This is a genomic window from Streptomyces sp. NPDC046900 (assembly GCF_040644975.1).
Lineage (GTDB): Bacteria > Actinomycetota > Actinomycetes > Streptomycetales > Streptomycetaceae > Streptomyces.
Window position 1 is genome coordinate 24,489 of record NZ_JBEYXD010000028.1, and the last position, 18,067, is coordinate 42,555.

Consider the following 18,067-nt stretch of genomic DNA (forward strand, 5'->3'; position numbering starts at 1 on the left):
TACACTGGCGGCATGACGACCCGCTGGCTCACCCCCGAGGAGATGCGCGCCTGGCGCGCGTACCTCGCCGCGTCGTGGCTCCTGGAGGACACGATCGACCGGCAACTCCAGCAGGAGGCCGGCATGCCGCACCTGTACTACTCCGTCCTGGCCAACCTCTCCGACGCACCCGGCCACCAGATGCGGATGACCGACCTCGCCGAGACGCTGAAGATCACACGCAGCCGGCTGACGTACGCGGTCACCCGCCTCGAGAAGGACGGCTCGGTCCGCAGGGAGGGCTGCCCCACGGACAAGCGCGGCAGCACCGCGGTCCTGACGGACGCCGGCATGGCTCTCCTGGAGCGTACGGCGCCGGGCCACGTCGAGACGGTACGGGCAGCCGTGTTCGACCAGCTCACGCCCGAGCAGGTGGCACAGCTGGAGGCGATCTGCACCCGGATCACCGACACGCTCCAGGGCGACGACGAGCAGTCGCCGTGCGGCGGAGTGCCCTGGCGCCGGCGTTCGTCCACGGCGTGAAGCCCAGCCACTCACCGAGGCGCTGAACCACCGGTCCGAAGGCCCGCGGGCCTGGAGTCGCGGATCCGAGCAGGTCCGAATCATGGCCGGCCCCGCAGGCCCGAAACAGGTTGCTTGAATTTTGAAGCACGACTAGAGTCTGCCGACGAGGTTGTGTTTCAAATCTGAAGCATGGGGTGCACCCTCCGCACCCGACCCGCAGGACCGGAGAAGGACGACAGACATGCGCGAGCTTGGCGAAGGCACCGTCCCCAGCGACAGCAGCAACCCGACCGACGTCCCCGCCGCCACGGTGCGCACCCGCGTGACGGTCCCGCTGCGCTTCGGCGACGGTTACACGGTCACCGCCGACCTCGTCACCTTCCACGGCCTCGTCGACGGCATGGAACACGTGGCCGTGATCCTCGGCAAACCCCCGGCCGACCGGCCCCCGCTGGTGCGGCTGCACTCCGAGTGCCTGACCGGCGACGTCTTCGGCTCGGCGCGCTGCGACTGCGGCCCCCAGCTGCGGGAGGCCGTGGAGCGCATCGCCGACCAGGGCGGCATCCTGCTCTACCTCCGCCAGGAGGGCCGGGGCATCGGGCTGTACAACAAGCTCGACGCCTACGCCCTCCAGGACCAGGGCCTGGACACCTACGAGGCCAACGCCGCGCTCGGTCTGCCGGAGGACGCCCGCGACTACACGGCCGCAGCGCAGATGCTCCGCGCCCTCGGCGTCGACGCCCTGGACCTGCTCTCCAACAACCCCGACAAGGCGGCCCAGCTGCGTTCCCACGGCCTCACGGTCACCCACCACGTCCCGACGGGCGTCTTCACCACGGCGCACAACGTCCGCTATCTCCGCGCGAAGGTGGTGCACACCCAGCACACCCTGCCCCTCACGGAGCTGACCGCGGGCTGACGCCGGTGCCATGAGCCCGCGTCGGGGTCGATACGCCCACGGGTGGGCCGGGTTCATGCACGTGCCGTCGAACGAGTCGAACAGGCTCGTGCCGGGCGCGTACGGCAGGGAGCCCGACGGCCGTCCGCCGTGCATGAGCGCCCGCGCCCAGCCGGTCAGCCGGTCAGCCGGTCAGCCGGTCAGCCGGTCAGCCGGAGACTCCGACAACGGCCGAGCCCCCAGCTCTGAATGCCTCTGAGCTGGGGGCTCTTGGGTAGGCCCTGTGGGACTCGAACCCACAACCAATGGATTAAAAGTCCACTGCTCTGCCAATTGAGCTAAGGGCCCACGCGATGTTGCCTCCCTGAGCATAGCCGGAGGAGGCCGGGACTCCGATCGGGTATCGGTGACCCGGCCACACCGGCGGCCGAGATCCTGCGGATGGCCCCGCCCGTCCGCCGCGTCCCTAGGGGTCCACCACCTCCACCGTTCCAGTCCTCGCCGCCTCCCGCGCGCGGGTGCGCTCGTGGTGCGGATTCAGGAACCAGTGCCGGGCCGACGCCAACCACCAGGTCGCCGCGAAACCGAGCACCACCAGGACAGCCACCGGTGCGTAGTTGAAGGTCTCCCAGGTGACCGGGGAGACCTGCGGGAGCATGAAGAGAACCGTGATCACCCCGACCCACACCACCGAGACCACCCCGATCACCTGCGACCAGCGTCCCAGGTGCCACGGCCCGCGTTCGAACGCCTCGCCCTTGCGCACCCGCAGCAGGGTCGGGACGACGTAGGCGACGTACAGTCCGATCACGGCGATCGAGGTGACCGCCGCGTAGGCCGTGTAGTTGATCAGGTACGGCAGGCCGAGGACCAGAGCGCCCAGCGCGGCGAGCCACACGGCGGCCACGGGGGTGCGGGTGCGCGGGCTGACCGTGTGCCACACATGCGAGAACGGCAGCGCGCCGTCGCGCGAAAAGGCGTAGATCATCCGGCTGTTGGCCGTCACCGACGCCATGCCGCAGAACAGCTGGGCCCCGACCACCACGAGCAGCAGCAGCTTGCCCGCGGTCGCGCCGAGAGCGTCCAGCAGGATCTGAGCGGGCGGCGCGCCGGTCGGTGAGGCGAGCTCCTTGTCGTACGACTGGATGGCGAAGGTGAAGCCGAGCAGCAGCACGAAGCCGGCGATCCAGGAGGTCCAGATGGACCGGACGATGCCCCTCGGGCCCGCCGTCGACGCGTCGTGGGTCTCCTCCGTCATATGGGCGGAGGCGTCGTAGCCGGTGAAGGTGTACTGGGCCATCAGCAGACCCAGCAGGACGACGTAGACCCCGCCGCCCCAGCCCGTGTTGTTCACGAACTTGGTGAACACGAAGGACGCCGACTGATGGTGGTCCGGTACGAACGCCAGTGCGCCGACGATCACCGCGACGCCCAGCACGTGCCACCACACGCTGACGTTGTTGAGGAAGGCGACGATGCGCACGCCGAAGGTGTTCAGCAGGCCGTGCAGGAACAGGATGGCCGCGAAGAGCAGAACCGTGCGGCCTGGGGTGATCTCGAAGCCGAACTGGAGATTGAGGTAGGCGCCGAGGAAGGACGCGGCCCCGAAGTCGATGCCCGCCGTCACCGCCACCTGGCCCAGCACGTTGAACCAGCCCGTGAACCAGGCCCAGGCCGCCGCCGAGCGCGGAGGCGCGAGGCGGTGGGCCCAGAAGTACAGGCCCGCGGAGGTCGGGTACGCCGAGCAGATTTCGGCCATGGACAGCCCGACGAACAGGGTCATCAGGCCGACGGCGACCCAGCCCCAGGTCATCACGGCCGGGCCGCCCGTGTTCATGCCGAACAGGTACAGGGTCAGACAGCCCGAGAGAACCGAGATGATCGTGAAGGAGACCGCGTAGTTGGAGAACGCCGACATGCGGCGGGCGAGGACCTGGGTGTACCCGAGCTGGGCGAGCCGTTCCTCGTCGGACACGGTGGCGCCCGGTTTCCCTGAGGGATCACGTGCGCTGATGGGCGAGGGAGATGTCATGCCCCCAGCAATGCCCATGCCCGGGGCGTGACATGCGTCACAGTGTGGCCGAAAAGTGGGGCTAGAAAATCCCCTTGTACTGCTGCCAGCCAGTGCCGATCTTCACCCGCGCGGCGAACGACCCGTTGCCGTAGCCGGACTGGCGGTAGAGGTTGCCGGCGGTGTCCCGGGCGACGATGTCCGCCTTGCCGTCGCCGGTGATGTCGCCGACGCCGACCACGACGTTGTAGGAGTTGCCCCAGTTGGTGAAGAGCCGGACCCGGGACGCGAAGGTGCCCTTGCCGGTGCCGTAGTAGTGGTACAGGACGTTGGACTTGTCCTGCGCGATCAGGTCGCCGATCCCGTCGCCGTTGAGGTCACCGACACCGACGACCTTCTTGTACGTCTTCCAGTTGTCGTACAGCTTCACGCGCGCGGACAGGCCTCCGGTGCTGGTGCCCTTGTACAGGTAGACCGCACCGGTCGACGCGTTACGCGCGAGCAGGTCGGCCCGCCCGTCACCGCTGATGTCCCCGGGCGAGGTCAGCACGTCGTACTGGTTCCAGCCAGTGCCGAGGGAGGTGTGGCTGCTCGACGGCGTGTACGGGTCGCCGCACTTGCCGGCGTAGCGGCGCAGTTCGCCGTTCGGCATGCGCACCAGCATCTCGGCACAGCGGTCGGTACCCATGTCGCCGAACGGAACGGCGACGGTCCCGGCCGGCCAGCCGGAGGCCGAACGCTTCCAGTCGAAGGTTCCCTTCCCCTCGGTGTAGTGCAGCGTCAGGGCGCCGTTGGAACCAAGGGTGACGAGTTCGCCGTAGCTGTAGCCACCCTGGTCGTGGAAAGCCTGCCGACCGCCGCTCAGCGCGATGGTGCCGCCCGAGGTGTACATGCCCCCGCCGTCGGCGGCCGTGGCGGTCAGCGTCCAGGTGTACTTGCCGTTGTACGCGTACGTACCCGAGTCCGTCTTCCCGTTCCAGTCGACGTCGATGTCGGTGCCGCTGCCGGTGAGAGTGCGCACGGTCCGGCCGATGGAGTCCTTCACCCTGAAGGTCCAGGTGGCCGGCTTGGTGAGCTGCCAGGTGCTCTTCCAGGAGTCGTCCTTGGCGCTCGCCAGTTCGTCGTCCATCTCGGACTCCATCGCGGCGAGCGGCTGCGTCGGGACCCCGCTCTGCACGATCCGGATCATGTGGTCCTGGTCGACATAGGCGATGTCGCCGCCGAACTTGTCCACCGTCCAGGTCAGCCGTCGCTGGTCCGCGGTGTTCCCCGCAGGGAGGTCGGCGACGGCGCGCGCGGGCGCGGCCGTACCGGAGTGGTAGTCCGTCAGCATGAGCTTGCCGGCGCTCCGGTCGTGCTGGACGAGGTAGCCGTCGCCGACGAGCACGGGGCCCGAGGGGACGGTGATGTTCTTCTTCGCCGTCCGGTCGTACACGCCCGCGGCACCGGTGGGGCCGCAGTTCCAGTAGATCCAGCGGCCGATGACCTGGAGTTCCTTGACCGTGCACGGCGCGCCGGTGGCGACGGTCTGGACCGTCTTGCCCTTCTCCAGGTCGTAGGCGGTGACCACACCGTTGCCCGAGCCGGGTGCCCACAGCGCCTGGCCCCAGAGGGAGGCGGCCGTGATGGAGCGCGTCAGCCGGACGGGGTGGTGGTAGTACCCCTGCACGGCGTCGACGTACTGCTTGCCGGTCGAGGTCGCCTGGTACACGTAGTAGCGGCCGGTGGCGTCGACGAGCCTCGCGCCGGTGACGACCGGTTCCGCCGCCCCGTTGGACGAGTTCTCGTCCAGGGCGATGTGGGCGGTCAGCTTGCCCGTGCCGTCGTCCATGAAGTAGCCGACGTACGAGTTGCCGAAGGAGCGCATCGGCACGCAGCCCGAGCCGTCCGCGTCGCACGGCACGCGCTGCGCATGGCTGCCGACGGCGAAGGTGCCGGCGTACCCGCGAGTGGTCCTCTGCAGCACCGTCGAGCCGTCGGCCGAAATCCGACGGCCGATCACGAACTGATCACCGCTCGGGGTGTTCTCCACGGTGGTCAGGAAGCCGCCCGCGTAGTCGATGCCCCACACGCCGTCGGTCTGGACGGGTGTGGGAGTGGTGTCCGCTGCGACCGGTCCCGCGGTGGTCAGCGAGCCGGCGCCCAGAGCCGCCAGGCTCGCGAGAGTGAGGGCGATCCGGCCACGCCGGGTCGCCGAAGAGCGTGCGTTCACACGCCGAACCAAGGGTCCCTCCCCAGGGAAGCGAGAACGGCATGGCGGCCCGGGGCCGTTCCCCCCGACCCGGTGCACGGCCGCGCGAATCCCCCCGGCCGCACCGCTCCATGCCAAGTCGAGGGATGTTAACAACCGCCTCACAGGTAAAGGAAGCGAAAAAGTGAACGTGTGTCGCGTCTCCCGGAAACGCGGAAGGGCCCGCACGACCTGAGTCGTGCGGGCCCTCCGCCGGTCGGTGACCCGGCGTCAGCCGTTGCGCTTCCAGCGCGGCTTGTCGTCGCGGCGGCCGAAGGAGCCGGTGCCGCGGTGGTCGTCACGACGGCCGTACGGGCGGTCATGGGTGCCGGAGCGGTACCCGGGCCGGTCGCCCTGGCGGTCGCGGTTGAACGGGCGGTCGCCGCTGCGGTGTCCGCCGCGGTCGTCGCGCCGGTCGAACGAACGCCGGTCGTTGTCGCGGCGGAAGCCGCCACGGTCGTCACGCCGCTCGAACGAACGCTGGTCGTTGTCCCGGCGGTCGCGGTCGAGGGGGCGACGGTCACGGTCGTTGTCGCGACGGAAGCCGCCACGGTCGTCACGCCGCTCGAACGAACGGCCACCACGGTCCCCGTCCCGACGGTCGAAACCACGGTCCCGGTCGCGGTTGAAGCCGCCCCGGTCGTCCCGGCGGTCGCGGTCGAAGGGGCGACGGTCACGGTCGTTGTCGCGACGGAAGCCGCCACGATCATCACGCCGCTCGAACGAACGGCCACCACGGTCCCCGTCCCGACGGTCGAAACCACGGTCACGGTCGCGGTTGAAGCCGCCCCGGTCGTCCCGGCGGTCGCGACGCTCGTACGACGACGAACCGGACGTACGCTCCCCGCGCTCGGTCACGTCGGTGCGCTCGACCCGCTCGGCGTCCTGAGCCGTCGGCTGCTCCGGAACGAAGATCTCCGCCACCGGCGCCTCGCCGGCCTCGGAAGCCGCCGGGTTCTCCTCGGCCGCCGCGATCGCCGCCTCCGGGTCCTCGCCCCGCTCGCGCGCCGCGCGGGCGAGCAGCCGGTCGGCCTCCTCGCGCAGTTCGGCCGCGCGCCGCGTGGCCCGCTCCAGCTGCTTGGCCAGCTGGGCCACCTCACGCTCGGCCTGCTGCGCGGCGGTCCCGGCGGACTCGGCCTGGAGCTCGGTCATGGACCGGGCACCGGTGATCTCGGCGACCTCGGGGTCGAACACGGCGCCGCCCTGGATGATGTGGCGCGAGGCGTCGACACCCGCGTCCTCCATCAGCCGGAAGATCGTGCGGCGCTGGTGCGGCAGGGCGAGAGAGACCACCGTGCCCGTACGGCCGGCGCGGGCCGTACGCCCGGCACGGTGCAGATAGTCCTTGTGGTCGCCGGCGGGGTCCACGTTGAGGACGAGGTCGATGCCGTCGACGTGGATGCCGCGGGCCGCGACGTCCGTGGCGACGAGGACGTTCACGTACCCGTCCTTGAAGTCCGCCAGCGTCCGGGTGCGCGCGCCCTGGGTCATGCCGCCGTGCAGCGCGTCCGCCTTGGCACCGGCCTCGCGCAGCTGTTCGGCGACCCGGTCGGCGCCGAGCTGCGTGCGCACGAAGATGATGGTCCGCCCCTTGCGGGAGGCGATGGCGGCGGTGACCGGGGCCTTGTCCTTGGGCTTCACGATGAGGATGTGGTGCGACATGGTCGTCACGGCGCCCTGGGCGGCGTCGACCTCGTGGCTCACCGGCTCGTGGAGGTAGCGCTCCACGAGAGTCTGGATCTCGTTCTCCATGGTCGCGGAGAACAGCATGCGCTGGCCGTCGGCCGGCACCTGGTCGAGCAGCTCGGTGACCTCGGGCAGGAAGCCCAGGTCGGACATCTGGTCGGCCTCGTCGAGCACCGCGATCTGCACGTCCTCGAGGGAGCAGGCACCACGGTTGATGATGTCGCGCAGTCGGCCCGGAGTGGCGACGAGGATGTCGACGCCGCGCTCGAGGGCGTAGATCTGGTTGCCCATGGAGGTACCGCCGCAGACGACCTTCATCTTCAGCCCGAGGACGTCGCCGTAGGGCTGAAGGGCGTCCGCCACCTGCATGGCGAGCTCACGCGTCGGGGTGAGGATGACCGCCCGCGGCCTCTTCTTCTCGGTGTGGCCGCCGGCCAGCGTGGCCAGGGTGGGCAGACCGAAGGAGAGAGTCTTGCCGGAGCCGGTCCGGCCACGGCCGAGGATGTCCTTGCCGGCCAGGGCGTCCGGGATGGTCGCGGCCTGGATCGGGAAGGGGACGGTGACGCCGTTCTGGGCGAGCTTGCGGACGATGCCCTCGGGGAGACCGAGGTCCCCGAAGGTGACCTCGGGAGCGGTGTCCTGGTCCTGGGTGTCCTCGGACACGACAACGTGGTCAGTACTGGCAAAAGACATGCGAAATGCGAACCTTCCGGAGTTCACGGCACGCGCCCAAACATCCGTGAAGTCGCAATCGACCGCCTCTATGCGGTCCGGCCACGGCAAGGGAGAGTACGCGCCACACGCGGCGCGTCCTGTTGGCGCCGGGCAAATGGGATCAAACGATCTACCACCATACGCACTCGCACCCGCCGAACGCAAACCAAGCATCGCGCATCCCGGGTGACACTCACCACACGGCTGCTCCGCCTCACCTGTTCGGCGGCTAAACGGCCGGAGCCCCCGCCTGGGGCGCCGGTTCGCGCTGCATCAGCTGCGTGGTCTGCTCGTGCGCCGAGGACGACGGCTCGGCGGTGGTCGGCGTCGGCGACGGCGGATCCGGCTGGCTCGGCGGCGGGGGATCCGGCGGTGTGTCCGTGGAGCTGGGCTCCCCGTTCGTCGGTGCGGGCGGCACGCCCCCGTCACCCCCGTCGCCGTTCTTCGACGTCCCCTTGGCGGTCGGCTGGTCGCCCTTGCCCTTGGCGCCCTTCCTGGATTCCGACGCGGAAGGCGAGGCGGAGGTACCGGACGCCGATGCGTCCGGCTCGTGCTTGCCGCCCTTGACCGCCGCCCCGCCCCGGCCTCCGCCGACGCCCTCGCCCACCACCGTCCCGCCGTCCAGCGCGGCCCCGCCGTGCCGTCCTGTGGAGTGCGACGGGGAGGGGCTGCCGGCGTCGTCCCCCACGCTCATACAGCCGGCGGCCGCGGCGACGGCCAGCGCCGTGGCGACCAGGCGGACGGGTACGTAACAGGCGCGCACGGGCAGCCACCCTCCGGTAGGGGTCTCCCTGCCGGGAAGGGGCGAGGAGTCCCCCTACCCAACTCCCTTCGCCCGCGGGAGGACACGCGCCCTGCGGCGACAACGTCACGCCCCCTTGGCACCGCGGGCCCAGCCGCCGTCACCCGTACCCGAGTGCGTGCAAGCGGGCGTCGTCGATTCCGAAGTGGTGCGCGATCTCATGGACCACGGTCACTTCGGTCTCGGCCACCACGTCCTCGCGTGTGTCGCAGATACGCAGAGTCGGCCCCCGATAGATCGTGATCCGGTCCGGCAGCACCCCCGCGTACCACTCGCCGCGCTCCGTCAGCGGAGTGCCCTCGTACACCCCGAGCAGCTCGGGGTCGTCCGCGGACGGCTCGTCCTCCACGAACACCGCCACGTTGTCCATCAGCCGCGTCAACTCCGGCGGAATCCGGTCGAGCGCCTCGGCGACCAGTTCCTCGAACTCCTCACGCGTCATCTCCAGCACAAGGCCATTGTCCGGTACGACACCGCCATAGGAGAGCCGGGAGCCGTGCTGCATACCGGCCGGGAAACTTGGGCATACGCGACCAATGGCCCGCGTCCCCGCCGCAGCAGTACACCGCATTCGAAGGGCGTCAGGCACGCTCGCCCGGTACTACCGCTCGCTCCGTCCCCGCCCCTCCGCCGAACTCGTCCCGCCGTCAAACCCCTGGCTCCGGGCCCTCGGCATGATCGCCGTCGTCCTGCTGGGCACCTGGCTCGGTCTGCTCGTCGTGGGCAACGTCCGTGTCCCGGTGGGTCCCATGAACACCACCATGACCCTGCGCCCCTCGCTCACCGGCGGCACCAAGATCAATATCTCTCCGCTCGGAGCCCTGGAGCTGAACAGTCACAAGGCCCCCCTCCGCCTCGACGTCAACGTCGACCAGCTCGACCCGGTCCGCGCCCAGGCCCTGGTCGACCATCCAGAGCGGATCTCGGGGCTCCAGGAGGAGATCACCCACGACGTCGAACACGGCACGCTCGACCTCGCCGTACGGTCCTGCATAGCCGTGGTCGCCGGAGCGACCGCCCTCGGGCTGGCCGTGTACCGCCGCCCGGGCCGCGCCCTCGCCGCCGGCGGTCTGGCGCTCACCCTCCTCGCCGCCTCCGGGGCGACGGCCTACGCCACCTGGAACCCCAAGTCGGTGCTGGAGCCGAAGTTCTCCGGCCTGCTCTCCTCCGCCCCGTCCCTGGTCGGCAACGCGCGCAGCATCGTCACCGAATTCAACGTCTACCAAGAGGAGTTGGCCCGCCTGGTGACGAACGTGACCAAGCTGTACGACGTCACCTCCACCCTCCCGGCATACGAACCCGATCCCACGACCATCCGGGTCCTGCACGTCTCCGACATCCATCTCAACCCGGCGAGCTGGAAGATCATCGCGTCGCTGGTGGCGCAGTACAAGATCGACGTGATCGTGGACTCGGGCGACACCATGGATCACGGCACGGCGGCGGAGAACGGCTTCCTCGACCCGATCGCCGACCTGGGCGCCCCGTACATCTGGGTCCGCGGAAACCACGACTCCCGCACCACCCAGCGCTACCTGGAGCACATGAAGAACGTCCACGTCCTGGACGACGGCAAGGCGGTCACGGTCGCGGGGCTGCGCTTCGCCGGGATCGGTGATCCGCAGTTCACCCCCGACCGTTCGGTCGTGCCGGGCGGCGACCGATCCGAGGAACTGGCGGGCGCTCGTCTGGCCGCCGCCCTGAGCGACCAGAAGGCCGCCGGCACCCCCGTCGACATCGCGATCGCCCACGAGCCCACGGCTGCGCGCCAGACGGACGGCGAGGTACCCCTGGTCCTCGCCGGGCATCTGCACCACGAGGGGACGGAGATCATGCGGTACGGCACCCGGCTGCGTATCGAGGGTTCGACGGGCGGTAGCGGGCTGCGTGCGGTCGAGCACGAGTACCCGGCGCCCATCGAGGCCTCGGTCCTCTACATGGACAAGGACACCCGCCGCCTCCAGGCCTGGGACGAGATCAGGCTGGGCGGCCTCGGGCAGACGACAGCGGAAGTGGCCCGCCACCTGGCCGAGGAGAATAAGCCGGGAACAAGCCCCACGCCGGGCGCCACGCCCCCGTCCGCCACGCCCGGAGGCAGTCCCGCTGCGAGCCCGGCCCGTACCGGTGCGAGCCGCACGCCCGCTGCCCCGTAAACCGTTTTGGCGAACCCTCCCCCCATCCCATATGCTTCTCACGTCCCCGACGCGCTGTGAAGCGCCCAGGCGGGCCGATAGCCCTCATCGTCTAGCGGCCTAGGACGCCGCCCTTTCAAGGCGGTAGCACGGGTTCGAATCCCGTTGGGGGCACGCACCACGGTGTGCGACACTGTCGTACGCATGCTTGGTCCTGTGGAGCAGTTTGGAGTGCTCGCCACCCTGTCAAGGTGGAGGCCGCGGGTTCAAATCCCGTCAGGACCGCTGGGGTTTCACGTGAAACCCCTTGGCTGGGTAGCTCAGTTGGTACGAGCGTCCGCCTGAAAAGCGGAAGGTCGCCGGTTCGACCCCGGCCCCAGCCACCGCCGCCCTATCAGGGCAAACACCCCCTCCGGGATCTTCCGGAGGGGGTGTTTTCGTATCGGTTACGCCAACGGCCTCAACCGTGCCCTTCGTGCATGCCCCTCGACGGCAACCGTTGAGGGCAGCACGGGTGCACCTGGCGGGCCCTGGTCCGCGATAGCGCCCATCAGGGCAAAGTCCCCTCCGAAGATCTTCGGAGGGGACTTCTTCGTGTCCGTGACATCACCCAGTGATATCAACACATCACGTAAGTGCCTCGTCCGGTCGGTCCAGGTCCCCGCGCTTTTCGTCGAGTGACGGGGATCCATCCCCACCTCTCTCAGGGGGTTGCTCCCGGCCTCTCGGCAGGTCAGCGCCCCCAACACGGTCTGCTGGCGCGACGTGCTCACGCACCGTGACGCTGCTCGAGTTCTGACTTGCATGGCCTGGTCGCCTGCGCTCCGATGGAAGAAGAGGCGAGCATACGGCCCTCGATTATCGATCTTTCCTTGCGGGGCACGGACGGTGAGAGACGGGTGACAGCTCACGGGAGCGAACAGCCTCCGACGCCCCAGCCTGACCTGGGCGGCCAGTTGGAGCAGATCGCTGATCAGTTGGTCTCGCTCGCCCGTGTGCAGGAGCGGCTGCACAGTTTGTACGAAGTAGCTCTCAGCCGCGACGTGGATCTGCGGGCTGTGTTGCGGACGATCGTGACGACCGCCATGGATCTCGTCGGCGCCCGGTACGGCGCGTTGGGTGTGCTGGACACGGACGGGGAGGGAAACGGCGGACTTGCCGAGCTCATCGGGGTCGGGCTGAGCGAGAAACAGCGCGCGGATATCGAAGGGCTTCATTCCCCCGAAGGGCGCGGGTTGCTGGGGCATCTGATCCACGCCCCTGTGCCGCTGCGCGCGGACAGCATCCCGGAGCACCCGGCCTCGGCCGGCTTTCCTCCCGGCCACCCGGAAATGCGCACGCTGCTCGGAGTGCCGATCCACATCCGTGGTCAGATCTACGGCAACTTGTACATCGCTGATCGTCTCGACGGATGCCCCTTCAACGCCCAGGACGAAACCATGGTCGTTGCTCTTGCGGGCGCAGCCGGCCTGGCCATCGACGACGCTCGCCTGTTCCGCCAACTCCGGGATGATGCGGAGGAGTTCCAGCGGCTGCTGGTCCCGCGTCTGCCGGACCTGAGCCCCTTTGAGGCTGCTGCGGTCTACCGTCCCGCCCCGTCGCCGGGCCTTCTCGGCGGTGACTGGTACGACGCGCTCCTGGTGTGCGAAGACACCTGCGTAGCTGTCATTGGTGACGTTCTCGGGCATGACGTCCCTGCAGCTGCCGCCATGTCGCAGGCACGGCAGATGCTCCGGGCGCTTCTGTACGACAGCGACTCGCCCCCCAGCAATATCCTCGCCCGACTCGATCGCGCTCTTCAGGCAATCACGGACGTCCCTGTCACGACCACTTGCCTGGTGCGGCTGGAGCCGGCAGCGCCTGGGCTCTGGACACTGCGGTGGAGCTCCGCCGGTCACTGTCCGCCCGTGTTCATCGCCCCGGATGGACAGGTGCGATGCCTGTCCATCGACTCCGATGCGCCTCTTGGCGTCGACCTCACGATGCCACGCCGCGACCACACCCACCCTGTACCGGCCGGCTCGACCATCGTCCTCTTCACCGACGGGCTGATCGAGTGCTCGCAGCAGCCCATCGACACCGGGTTGCAACGTCTTGTCGCCCTCGCTGCGGAATGCGCGCAGATGCCACTGCGCACGTTCGTGCAGGCCTTGTCCGATCGACATCCCAGTGACGGACACGACGACCTCGCGGTCCTCGCCCTGCGGCCTCCGGTGTCGGCCTGATCATCGCGCGGCGCGGTCACGACTTCTTGAATTTTTGAGCCAACCGGTAGCCCCAGGGCCTGTCGGTACGGCACTTCAACGCAGCAGACGAAGCGGCTGAGCGGGATCGCCGGCGCCGCACTGCACACTGGGCCGAACCACGCAAAGGCATAGCGGGTGCCACACGCGTGGTGCTGTCGCTGGTTCGGGTGCGGGGCGCCTCATGGCGTCCCGGCATCACGCCTCGGCCCGTTGGGTGATGGCTGCCTCGGTGCGGTCTCCCAGGAACTCGTACCACCGGCGTTCCAGGCAGACGTAGCGCACATCCGCTTCGACGAGGCTGAGGAAAGCCGACACGGTCTCGCTGAGACGTTGCTGCAGCCCCCGGTCGGCCAAAGTTCCGTCTTCGGCGAAGGCCTGGTAGCTGTCGGCCAGGCTGAACATGTCCGGGTAGACCCGGGTGCCCAGGTGTTCCAGGGGAATCCTCAGGGTCCACAGCCCGCGGTTGCCGCCGACCAGGGACGGCGAGGCGGAGACGAGCATCGCGTGCTTGGTCTTGAAGGGCTGCGGCCGGACACGGGAGACCCAGTCGATCGCGTTCTTCAGCACTCCCGGCACGGAGGCGTTGTACTCCGGCGAGGAGATGACGAAGGCGTCGCTCTGCTCCAGCCGGTCGCGCAGGGCGAGAGCGCCGGGCGGCAGCCCTTCGGTGGCCTCCATGTCGCCGTCGTACAAGGGCATGTCGAAGTCGCGCATGGCGGCGAGGTCGACGGTGGCACCGGTGTCGGAGACGAGCCGGGCCACGAGGGCGGCGAGGCGGGCGTTGGTCGAATCGGCTCGCAGTGCCGCGCCGAAGACCAGGACCCGGAGCGGGCCCGGAGCAGTGTCCATGGGCATGGGGCGGTCCTTCCGTCGTGGGCACGCGCCTCCAGTGGGGCGCCCCACTGACCAGTGTGATTCCGGGAGGGCCGCGGTGCGACAGGGCCGGAACCGACCGCCCGGAGCCGACCGGGTCGATGATTCGGCGCCCGCTCGGGGTCGGCGGGGCACCAGGGCAAGGCAAATCCCCTCCGAAGATCTTCGGAGGGGACTCTTTCGTGTCCGTGGCATCACTCGTTGGCATCAACGCGTCACGAACGTGCCGCGATCAGCCGCTCCAGGGCCCGCCCCCTCCCCGCCTACTGCATCACCTGCAGGTGAGGGTGGTCGAAGGACTCCGGGCACAGGTAGATCTGCATCGTGTAGCCGCGACCGATGTTGATCATCGTGGGTTCGTGGGAGTGCGGGTAGAGCGGTCGTTCGCTCTGGGGTGGTTCTTCCTGGGGGCACCAGCTTCCCGTGCCCCCGTCCCATTCGGAGCTGTCCACCGTCAGGAGGGGCTGCATCGTGCTGCCGCATTCTTCGCAGAGCATCGGCCAGGGGTCGCAGAAACTCCAGTTGCCCCACCCGCCGAGCTTCCATCCGGGAGCGACAGCGAGGTCGAACTGGTAGCCGTACGGGCGGCCCTCCTCCCAGGAATGGATTCGTTCGCGAAGGTCCGCATCGAGCTCGTGCGGGGCCGGGTACTCGCGGACCGGCTCGGGGTGGAGGAGACAGGGTTCCGGCAGGGCCTCGTCGCCGCTGACCACGGCCGGCGGAGGGGCGTCCCGCGCCGCGCTCACCGTGTCGGCCAGGCGCCAGCGCAGCTGCACCCCGGGCATGCAGTCCTCGCCGTGGTCGAAGGAGCACCAGAGCACCTGGAGCAGGTCGGTGCCGGGCGGTCGGCGCAGCGACGGAACGTCGCGGGCGTACAGCTGCAGCACGGGCAGCAAGGGGACAGGACCGTCGACGGGCAGCCGCACACCTGTGAAGCCCATGCCGTTCACAAAGGCACGCTCGTCCGGGGTGAGGAAATCGGTGTTCGGTGTCCGAGGGCGTGCCCAGCCCTCGGTCAGAATGCGGCGCCGTTTCCGAAGGTCGTCCGGGGTGTGGCCGACCAGCCAGGGGCCCGTGTGTTCCGGGCACGTCGGCCATGGTTCTTCGACAGGCCACAGCAGCGGTCCGCCGACCGAGCTGTCGGCCGCCGTCGGGGCACCGGGCCGCGGATGCAGACGGACGGCGGTACGCGCAAGCGGCGCCAACTCCGGGAAAACCGCGGCGACATCAACGGGACGGGGCGGTGTCGTACGGGACATGACGTGAGGCTAGCGGCCGGGTCCGACATCGCCGTTCCTCCGGCAATCGACGGTCCCAGATCCCGCGCACGGCAGGCGGAACGGCCCGCAGACCGCGGGTTGGGACCGGACGCCGGCGCCGACCCGGCTCCCGTCCGCGGCCTCAGTCAGCCGTGCTCGGTGAAGGCCGCGGTTACGGCCTCGCGATCGGCACCGCCGGCCAGCAACAGCCGAAGGAGGATCCGGGCCTTGTAAGGATCGAGGAGGCCGCCGTTGATGAGGCCGCGGCGTTGCAGGTCGGCCTCCGAGCCGATGGCTCCATAGGTGTGCCGCAGAACGGATCCGCTGCCGGTGCGGGAGGTGAGCACGACGGGCATGCGGTCGGCCAGAGTCCCCAGAAGATCGGCGAGTTTGCCCGGGACGTGACCGACGCCGAAGCCGGCGATGACCAGTCCGTGACGTGCCTCGGCGACGGCGGCGAGGGTGTCCACGTCCTCGTCGAGGGTGACGGTGTGCAGCGCGACTCGAGTGTTGTCCAGCGCCTCAGGCCGCGGGTACGGGGCGCGGAGGCGTACGGGAGCAGTGAGTATTCGGGTGTGGCCTTCGATGACGTGGCCGATCGGGCCGGTGTTGGGGGAGGAGAATGTGGCGGTGCTCGTGCTGTGGGTCTTGCGCACCCAGCGGGCTGCGTGGATCTCGTCGTTGAAGACGACCAGTGCCCCCAGGCCGCGGGCGGCGGGCGAGGCAGCGGTGCGGGCGGCGGCGAGCAGGTTCGCAGGGCCGTCGGGTCCCGCGAGTGTCGGGTTGCGCATGGCTCCGGTCAGCACGAACGGCTCGGCGTGCGGCCAGACCAGGTCGACAAGGAAGGCGGTCTCCTCCAGAGTGTCGGTCCCCTGGGTGACCACCACCCCGCAGGCTCCGGCCTTCACCGCCTGTGACGCGGAATCCACCAGGTCCAGGATGTGCGCGAAGGTCAGATTCGCGCTGGGGACGGCTTCGATGTCATGGATGTCCAGGGGCATTCCGAGTCGGGCGAGCCCGGGCACAGCCGCGGCGAGGTCCGCTCCGTTCAACCGGCTGACGACACCTTCGACGCCCGGGGTGCGGCCCGCCATCGAGATCGTGCCGCCGAGCGTGAACAGTGCAACGCCCATCCCCTGTGCCTCCCGCTCGTATGCGGGCAACGACCGATCGCTGCCCTCGGTTGCCCTCGGGAGTGGATCACGTCTGCCGATCCTCTGCCAAGGCGCCTTCTCGATTGCTTGCGCAGGCAGGGTGGGCAAGGGCCGGACACCTCGTAAACCGCCACACTCCAGAACGATGTCGCGCCGGTCCTCCGATCCTCTGACCAGGACCACGCTGCGGCGCGACGACGACGGCGGCGATGACGACAGCGACGACAGGGCGTGTCAGACGTGCGCGAGGAGGCGCTCCAGCGGCCGGGGAACGCGCTCGAGGTCCAGGTGCGCGACCAGCGCCTGTGCGTAGAGCGCCTTGCGCCCGCTGTGGGTGCCCATGAAGCGCCGCAGCTGGTGCTCCACGGGTCGTTCCCGCTGTGCGGGCTGGCCCTGGAAGGTGTGGAAGGGGCGCATCTCGCCCTGAGCCTCGATCACCTGCTGCACCCCCTCGGCCCCGAGAGCGCGGATCAGTTCGTCCTCCAGGTCGGCGACGCACACGTGGAACCCGAGTGTCTCCAGTCCGGCGTGCGTGAGACCGGACCCGAGCCCGACCCGCTCCAGATGACGCCGGAAATGCCGCTCCTCGCCGATGTCGCAGAGACCGGCCAGCGGGAGGCCGAGTCCCGGAGGACCACACACGTCCAGGAAACGCCCGATGCTCGTCGCGCCTCCGAGCGGTACCACCGCGACGCCCTCCGCGCCGAGGTCGCGGCCGTGGCGCGTGGCCAGCGCCTCGAGCGCGACCTGGTCGCTGCTCCCCTCGACGAGCACGATCGTCCGCACGCGCCCGGCCAGTTCCCGCGCCACCATGGCGGCCACATCCGCCCCCGCTCCGCCGGCCGCCCACGCGACCAGCGCCCGGCGGAATCGCCTGAACTCGTCCACGAGACCTCGCCTCCCGACGCGATCCTGACACGGCCGAGATCCCGTACGCATGCACGTTTTTCCGGGGCGAGGATCCGAGAAATCGAGGGAAGTGCGGCTGCGCGTGAGCGGTCAGGCTCGGGTGGGCTGGTCGAGGGGGACGCACTCGCACGTCGGCATGGTCACTGTGTCCGGCGGCCACCAGGACTACCCGCATGCGGCGCAACTCCAAGATCCAGAAGCAGCGAGACGAACAAAAAGGGCTGGCGCGGCCCCGCCCACCGGGCAGTAGCCTGCGGGCCACCCCGGAGAGGCGGACCCGATGGCCTTCGACGCAGAACGATCGGCGCGCATCGCTGCGATGCGGGAAACCGCCCGGCCCGTCTGAGAGGCAAGTGGCGACACAGACGTCCTGCAGCAGTTCCTCAAGGACAACGGGTGCCATGGAGTGGAAGCGGTGTTCGTCACCATGGGCCTGTTGAACTGCGATCTTGCCGAAGCCCAACGGGCCTTCTTCAGCGCCCCGTGCCGCGACGCCGAACTCCGGTTCCAGAACGACTTCCTGGACCTGCTCTCCAGGGCCGCCGACGACACCTGACAGCACCGGCGGACGGGGGTGCGTTGACTGGGCCATCAAGACTCCACCGACCTCGGAGCACGGTGCGCGTGGCCAGGCCCGCCACACCGGCCA

14 protein-coding genes and 4 tRNA genes are annotated in these 18,067 nt (G+C 69.5%); 8 read left to right on the forward strand and 10 right to left on the reverse strand.

From position 1 onward, the window contains the following. The first annotated feature begins 12 nt into the window (after window positions 1–12). Together ABZ904_RS25390 and ribA are read left to right on the forward strand one after the other, a co-directional pair. Complete coding sequence (locus ABZ904_RS25390; RefSeq protein ID WP_360999119.1) at window positions 13–522, forward strand: MarR family transcriptional regulator; 510 nt, start codon at window positions 13–15, stop codon at window positions 520–522. A gap of 223 nt (window positions 523–745) precedes the next feature. Beyond that, window positions 746–1,423 (forward strand): GTP cyclohydrolase II, encoded by a 678-nt coding sequence (ribA, locus tag ABZ904_RS25395; protein WP_359397518.1) that lies wholly within the window; start codon window positions 746–748, stop codon window positions 1,421–1,423. 254 nt (window positions 1,424–1,677) lie between these two features. Here ribA and ABZ904_RS25400 read toward each other — a convergent pair. The 6 genes from ABZ904_RS25400 to ABZ904_RS25425 form a co-directional block, all read right to left on the reverse strand. Continuing rightward, window positions 1,678–1,750, reverse strand: a tRNA-Lys gene (locus ABZ904_RS25400). A 118-nt stretch (window positions 1,751–1,868) separates the two neighbouring features. Next, complete coding sequence (locus ABZ904_RS25405) at window positions 1,869–3,434, reverse strand: amino acid permease (protein ID WP_359397516.1); 1,566 nt, start codon at window positions 3,432–3,434, stop codon at window positions 1,869–1,871. A gap of 61 nt (window positions 3,435–3,495) precedes the next feature. After that, window positions 3,496–5,625 (reverse strand): FG-GAP-like repeat-containing protein, encoded by a 2,130-nt coding sequence (locus ABZ904_RS25410; RefSeq protein ID WP_359397514.1) that lies wholly within the window; start codon window positions 5,623–5,625, stop codon window positions 3,496–3,498. Between the two features lie 249 nt (window positions 5,626–5,874). Continuing rightward, complete coding sequence (locus tag ABZ904_RS25415; RefSeq protein ID WP_359397512.1) at window positions 5,875–8,022, reverse strand: DEAD/DEAH box helicase; 2,148 nt, start codon at window positions 8,020–8,022, stop codon at window positions 5,875–5,877. A gap of 250 nt (window positions 8,023–8,272) precedes the next feature. Next, window positions 8,273–8,806, reverse strand: a complete 534-nt coding sequence (locus tag ABZ904_RS25420) for a hypothetical protein (protein WP_361825618.1) — start codon at window positions 8,804–8,806, stop codon at window positions 8,273–8,275. Between the two features lie 139 nt (window positions 8,807–8,945). Beyond that, window positions 8,946–9,296, reverse strand: a complete 351-nt coding sequence (locus tag ABZ904_RS25425; RefSeq protein ID WP_359397560.1) for a metallopeptidase family protein — start codon at window positions 9,294–9,296, stop codon at window positions 8,946–8,948. 85 nt (window positions 9,297–9,381) lie between these two features. Here ABZ904_RS25425 and ABZ904_RS25430 point away from each other — a divergent pair, with 85 nt between their 5' ends. From ABZ904_RS25430 to ABZ904_RS25450, 5 genes are all read left to right on the forward strand, one after another. Then, window positions 9,382–10,998: a metallophosphoesterase gene (locus ABZ904_RS25430; protein ID WP_359397509.1), complete on the forward strand. Its 1,617-nt coding sequence runs from the start codon at window positions 9,382–9,384 to the stop codon at window positions 10,996–10,998. An 80-nt stretch (window positions 10,999–11,078) separates the two neighbouring features. Then, window positions 11,079–11,151: transfer RNA gene (locus ABZ904_RS25435), tRNA-Glu, on the forward strand. A 36-nt stretch (window positions 11,152–11,187) separates the two neighbouring features. Continuing rightward, window positions 11,188–11,262 (forward strand) — tRNA-Asp (locus tag ABZ904_RS25440). A 24-nt stretch (window positions 11,263–11,286) separates the two neighbouring features. Beyond that, window positions 11,287–11,360 (forward strand) — tRNA-Phe (locus ABZ904_RS25445). A 573-nt stretch (window positions 11,361–11,933) separates the two neighbouring features. Next, a complete protein-coding gene (locus ABZ904_RS25450; protein ID WP_360999125.1) occupies window positions 11,934–13,202 on the forward strand; it encodes a GAF domain-containing SpoIIE family protein phosphatase in 1,269 nt (422 codons plus the stop codon). 216 nt (window positions 13,203–13,418) lie between these two features. On the opposite strand, the gene ABZ904_RS25455 is transcribed toward ABZ904_RS25450, so the two are convergent. From ABZ904_RS25455 to ABZ904_RS25470, 4 genes are all read right to left on the reverse strand, one after another. Further along, entirely contained in the window at window positions 13,419–14,078 is a 660-nt protein-coding gene (locus ABZ904_RS25455; RefSeq protein ID WP_359397504.1) for an NAD(P)H-dependent oxidoreductase, read from the reverse strand. A gap of 281 nt (window positions 14,079–14,359) precedes the next feature. Then, a complete protein-coding gene (locus ABZ904_RS25460) occupies window positions 14,360–15,355 on the reverse strand; it encodes a hypothetical protein (protein ID WP_359397502.1) in 996 nt (331 codons plus the stop codon). 146 nt (window positions 15,356–15,501) lie between these two features. Next, the gene (locus ABZ904_RS25465; RefSeq protein ID WP_359397500.1) at window positions 15,502–16,488 is read right to left on the reverse strand and encodes an asparaginase; all 987 of its coding nucleotides are present in this window, start codon (window positions 16,486–16,488) and stop codon (window positions 15,502–15,504) included. A 255-nt stretch (window positions 16,489–16,743) separates the two neighbouring features. Further along, window positions 16,744–17,397, reverse strand: coding sequence for an ATP-dependent endonuclease (locus ABZ904_RS25470; protein ID WP_359397498.1), 654 nt, complete (start codon window positions 17,395–17,397; stop codon window positions 16,744–16,746). A gap of 436 nt (window positions 17,398–17,833) precedes the next feature. Here ABZ904_RS25470 and ABZ904_RS25475 point away from each other — a divergent pair, with 436 nt between their 5' ends. Continuing rightward, entirely contained in the window at window positions 17,834–17,974 is a 141-nt protein-coding gene (locus tag ABZ904_RS25475; RefSeq protein ID WP_359397495.1) for a hypothetical protein, read from the forward strand. Window positions 17,975–18,067 lie beyond the last annotated feature (93 nt).

Bases quoted from the DNA above. Each gene is read 5' to 3' on its own strand.
- ABZ904_RS25390 (WP_360999119.1), top strand. From the start codon at position 13: ATGACGACCCGCTGGCTCACCCCCGAGGAGATGCGCGCCTGGCGCGCG.
- ribA (WP_359397518.1), top strand. From the start codon at position 746: ATGCGCGAGCTTGGCGAAGGCACCGTCCCCAGCGACAGCAGCAACCCG.
- ABZ904_RS25405 (WP_359397516.1), bottom strand. From the start codon at position 3,434: ATGACATCTCCCTCGCCCATCAGCGCACGTGATCCCTCAGGGAAACCG.
- ABZ904_RS25415 (WP_359397512.1), bottom strand. From the start codon at position 8,022: ATGTCTTTTGCCAGTACTGACCACGTTGTCGTGTCCGAGGACACCCAG.
- ABZ904_RS25430 (WP_359397509.1), top strand. From the start codon at position 9,382: ATGGCCCGCGTCCCCGCCGCAGCAGTACACCGCATTCGAAGGGCGTCA.
- ABZ904_RS25455 (WP_359397504.1), bottom strand. From the start codon at position 14,078: ATGCCCATGGACACTGCTCCGGGCCCGCTCCGGGTCCTGGTCTTCGGC.
- ABZ904_RS25460 (WP_359397502.1), bottom strand. From the start codon at position 15,355: ATGTCCCGTACGACACCGCCCCGTCCCGTTGATGTCGCCGCGGTTTTC.
- ABZ904_RS25465 (WP_359397500.1), bottom strand. From the start codon at position 16,488: ATGGGCGTTGCACTGTTCACGCTCGGCGGCACGATCTCGATGGCGGGC.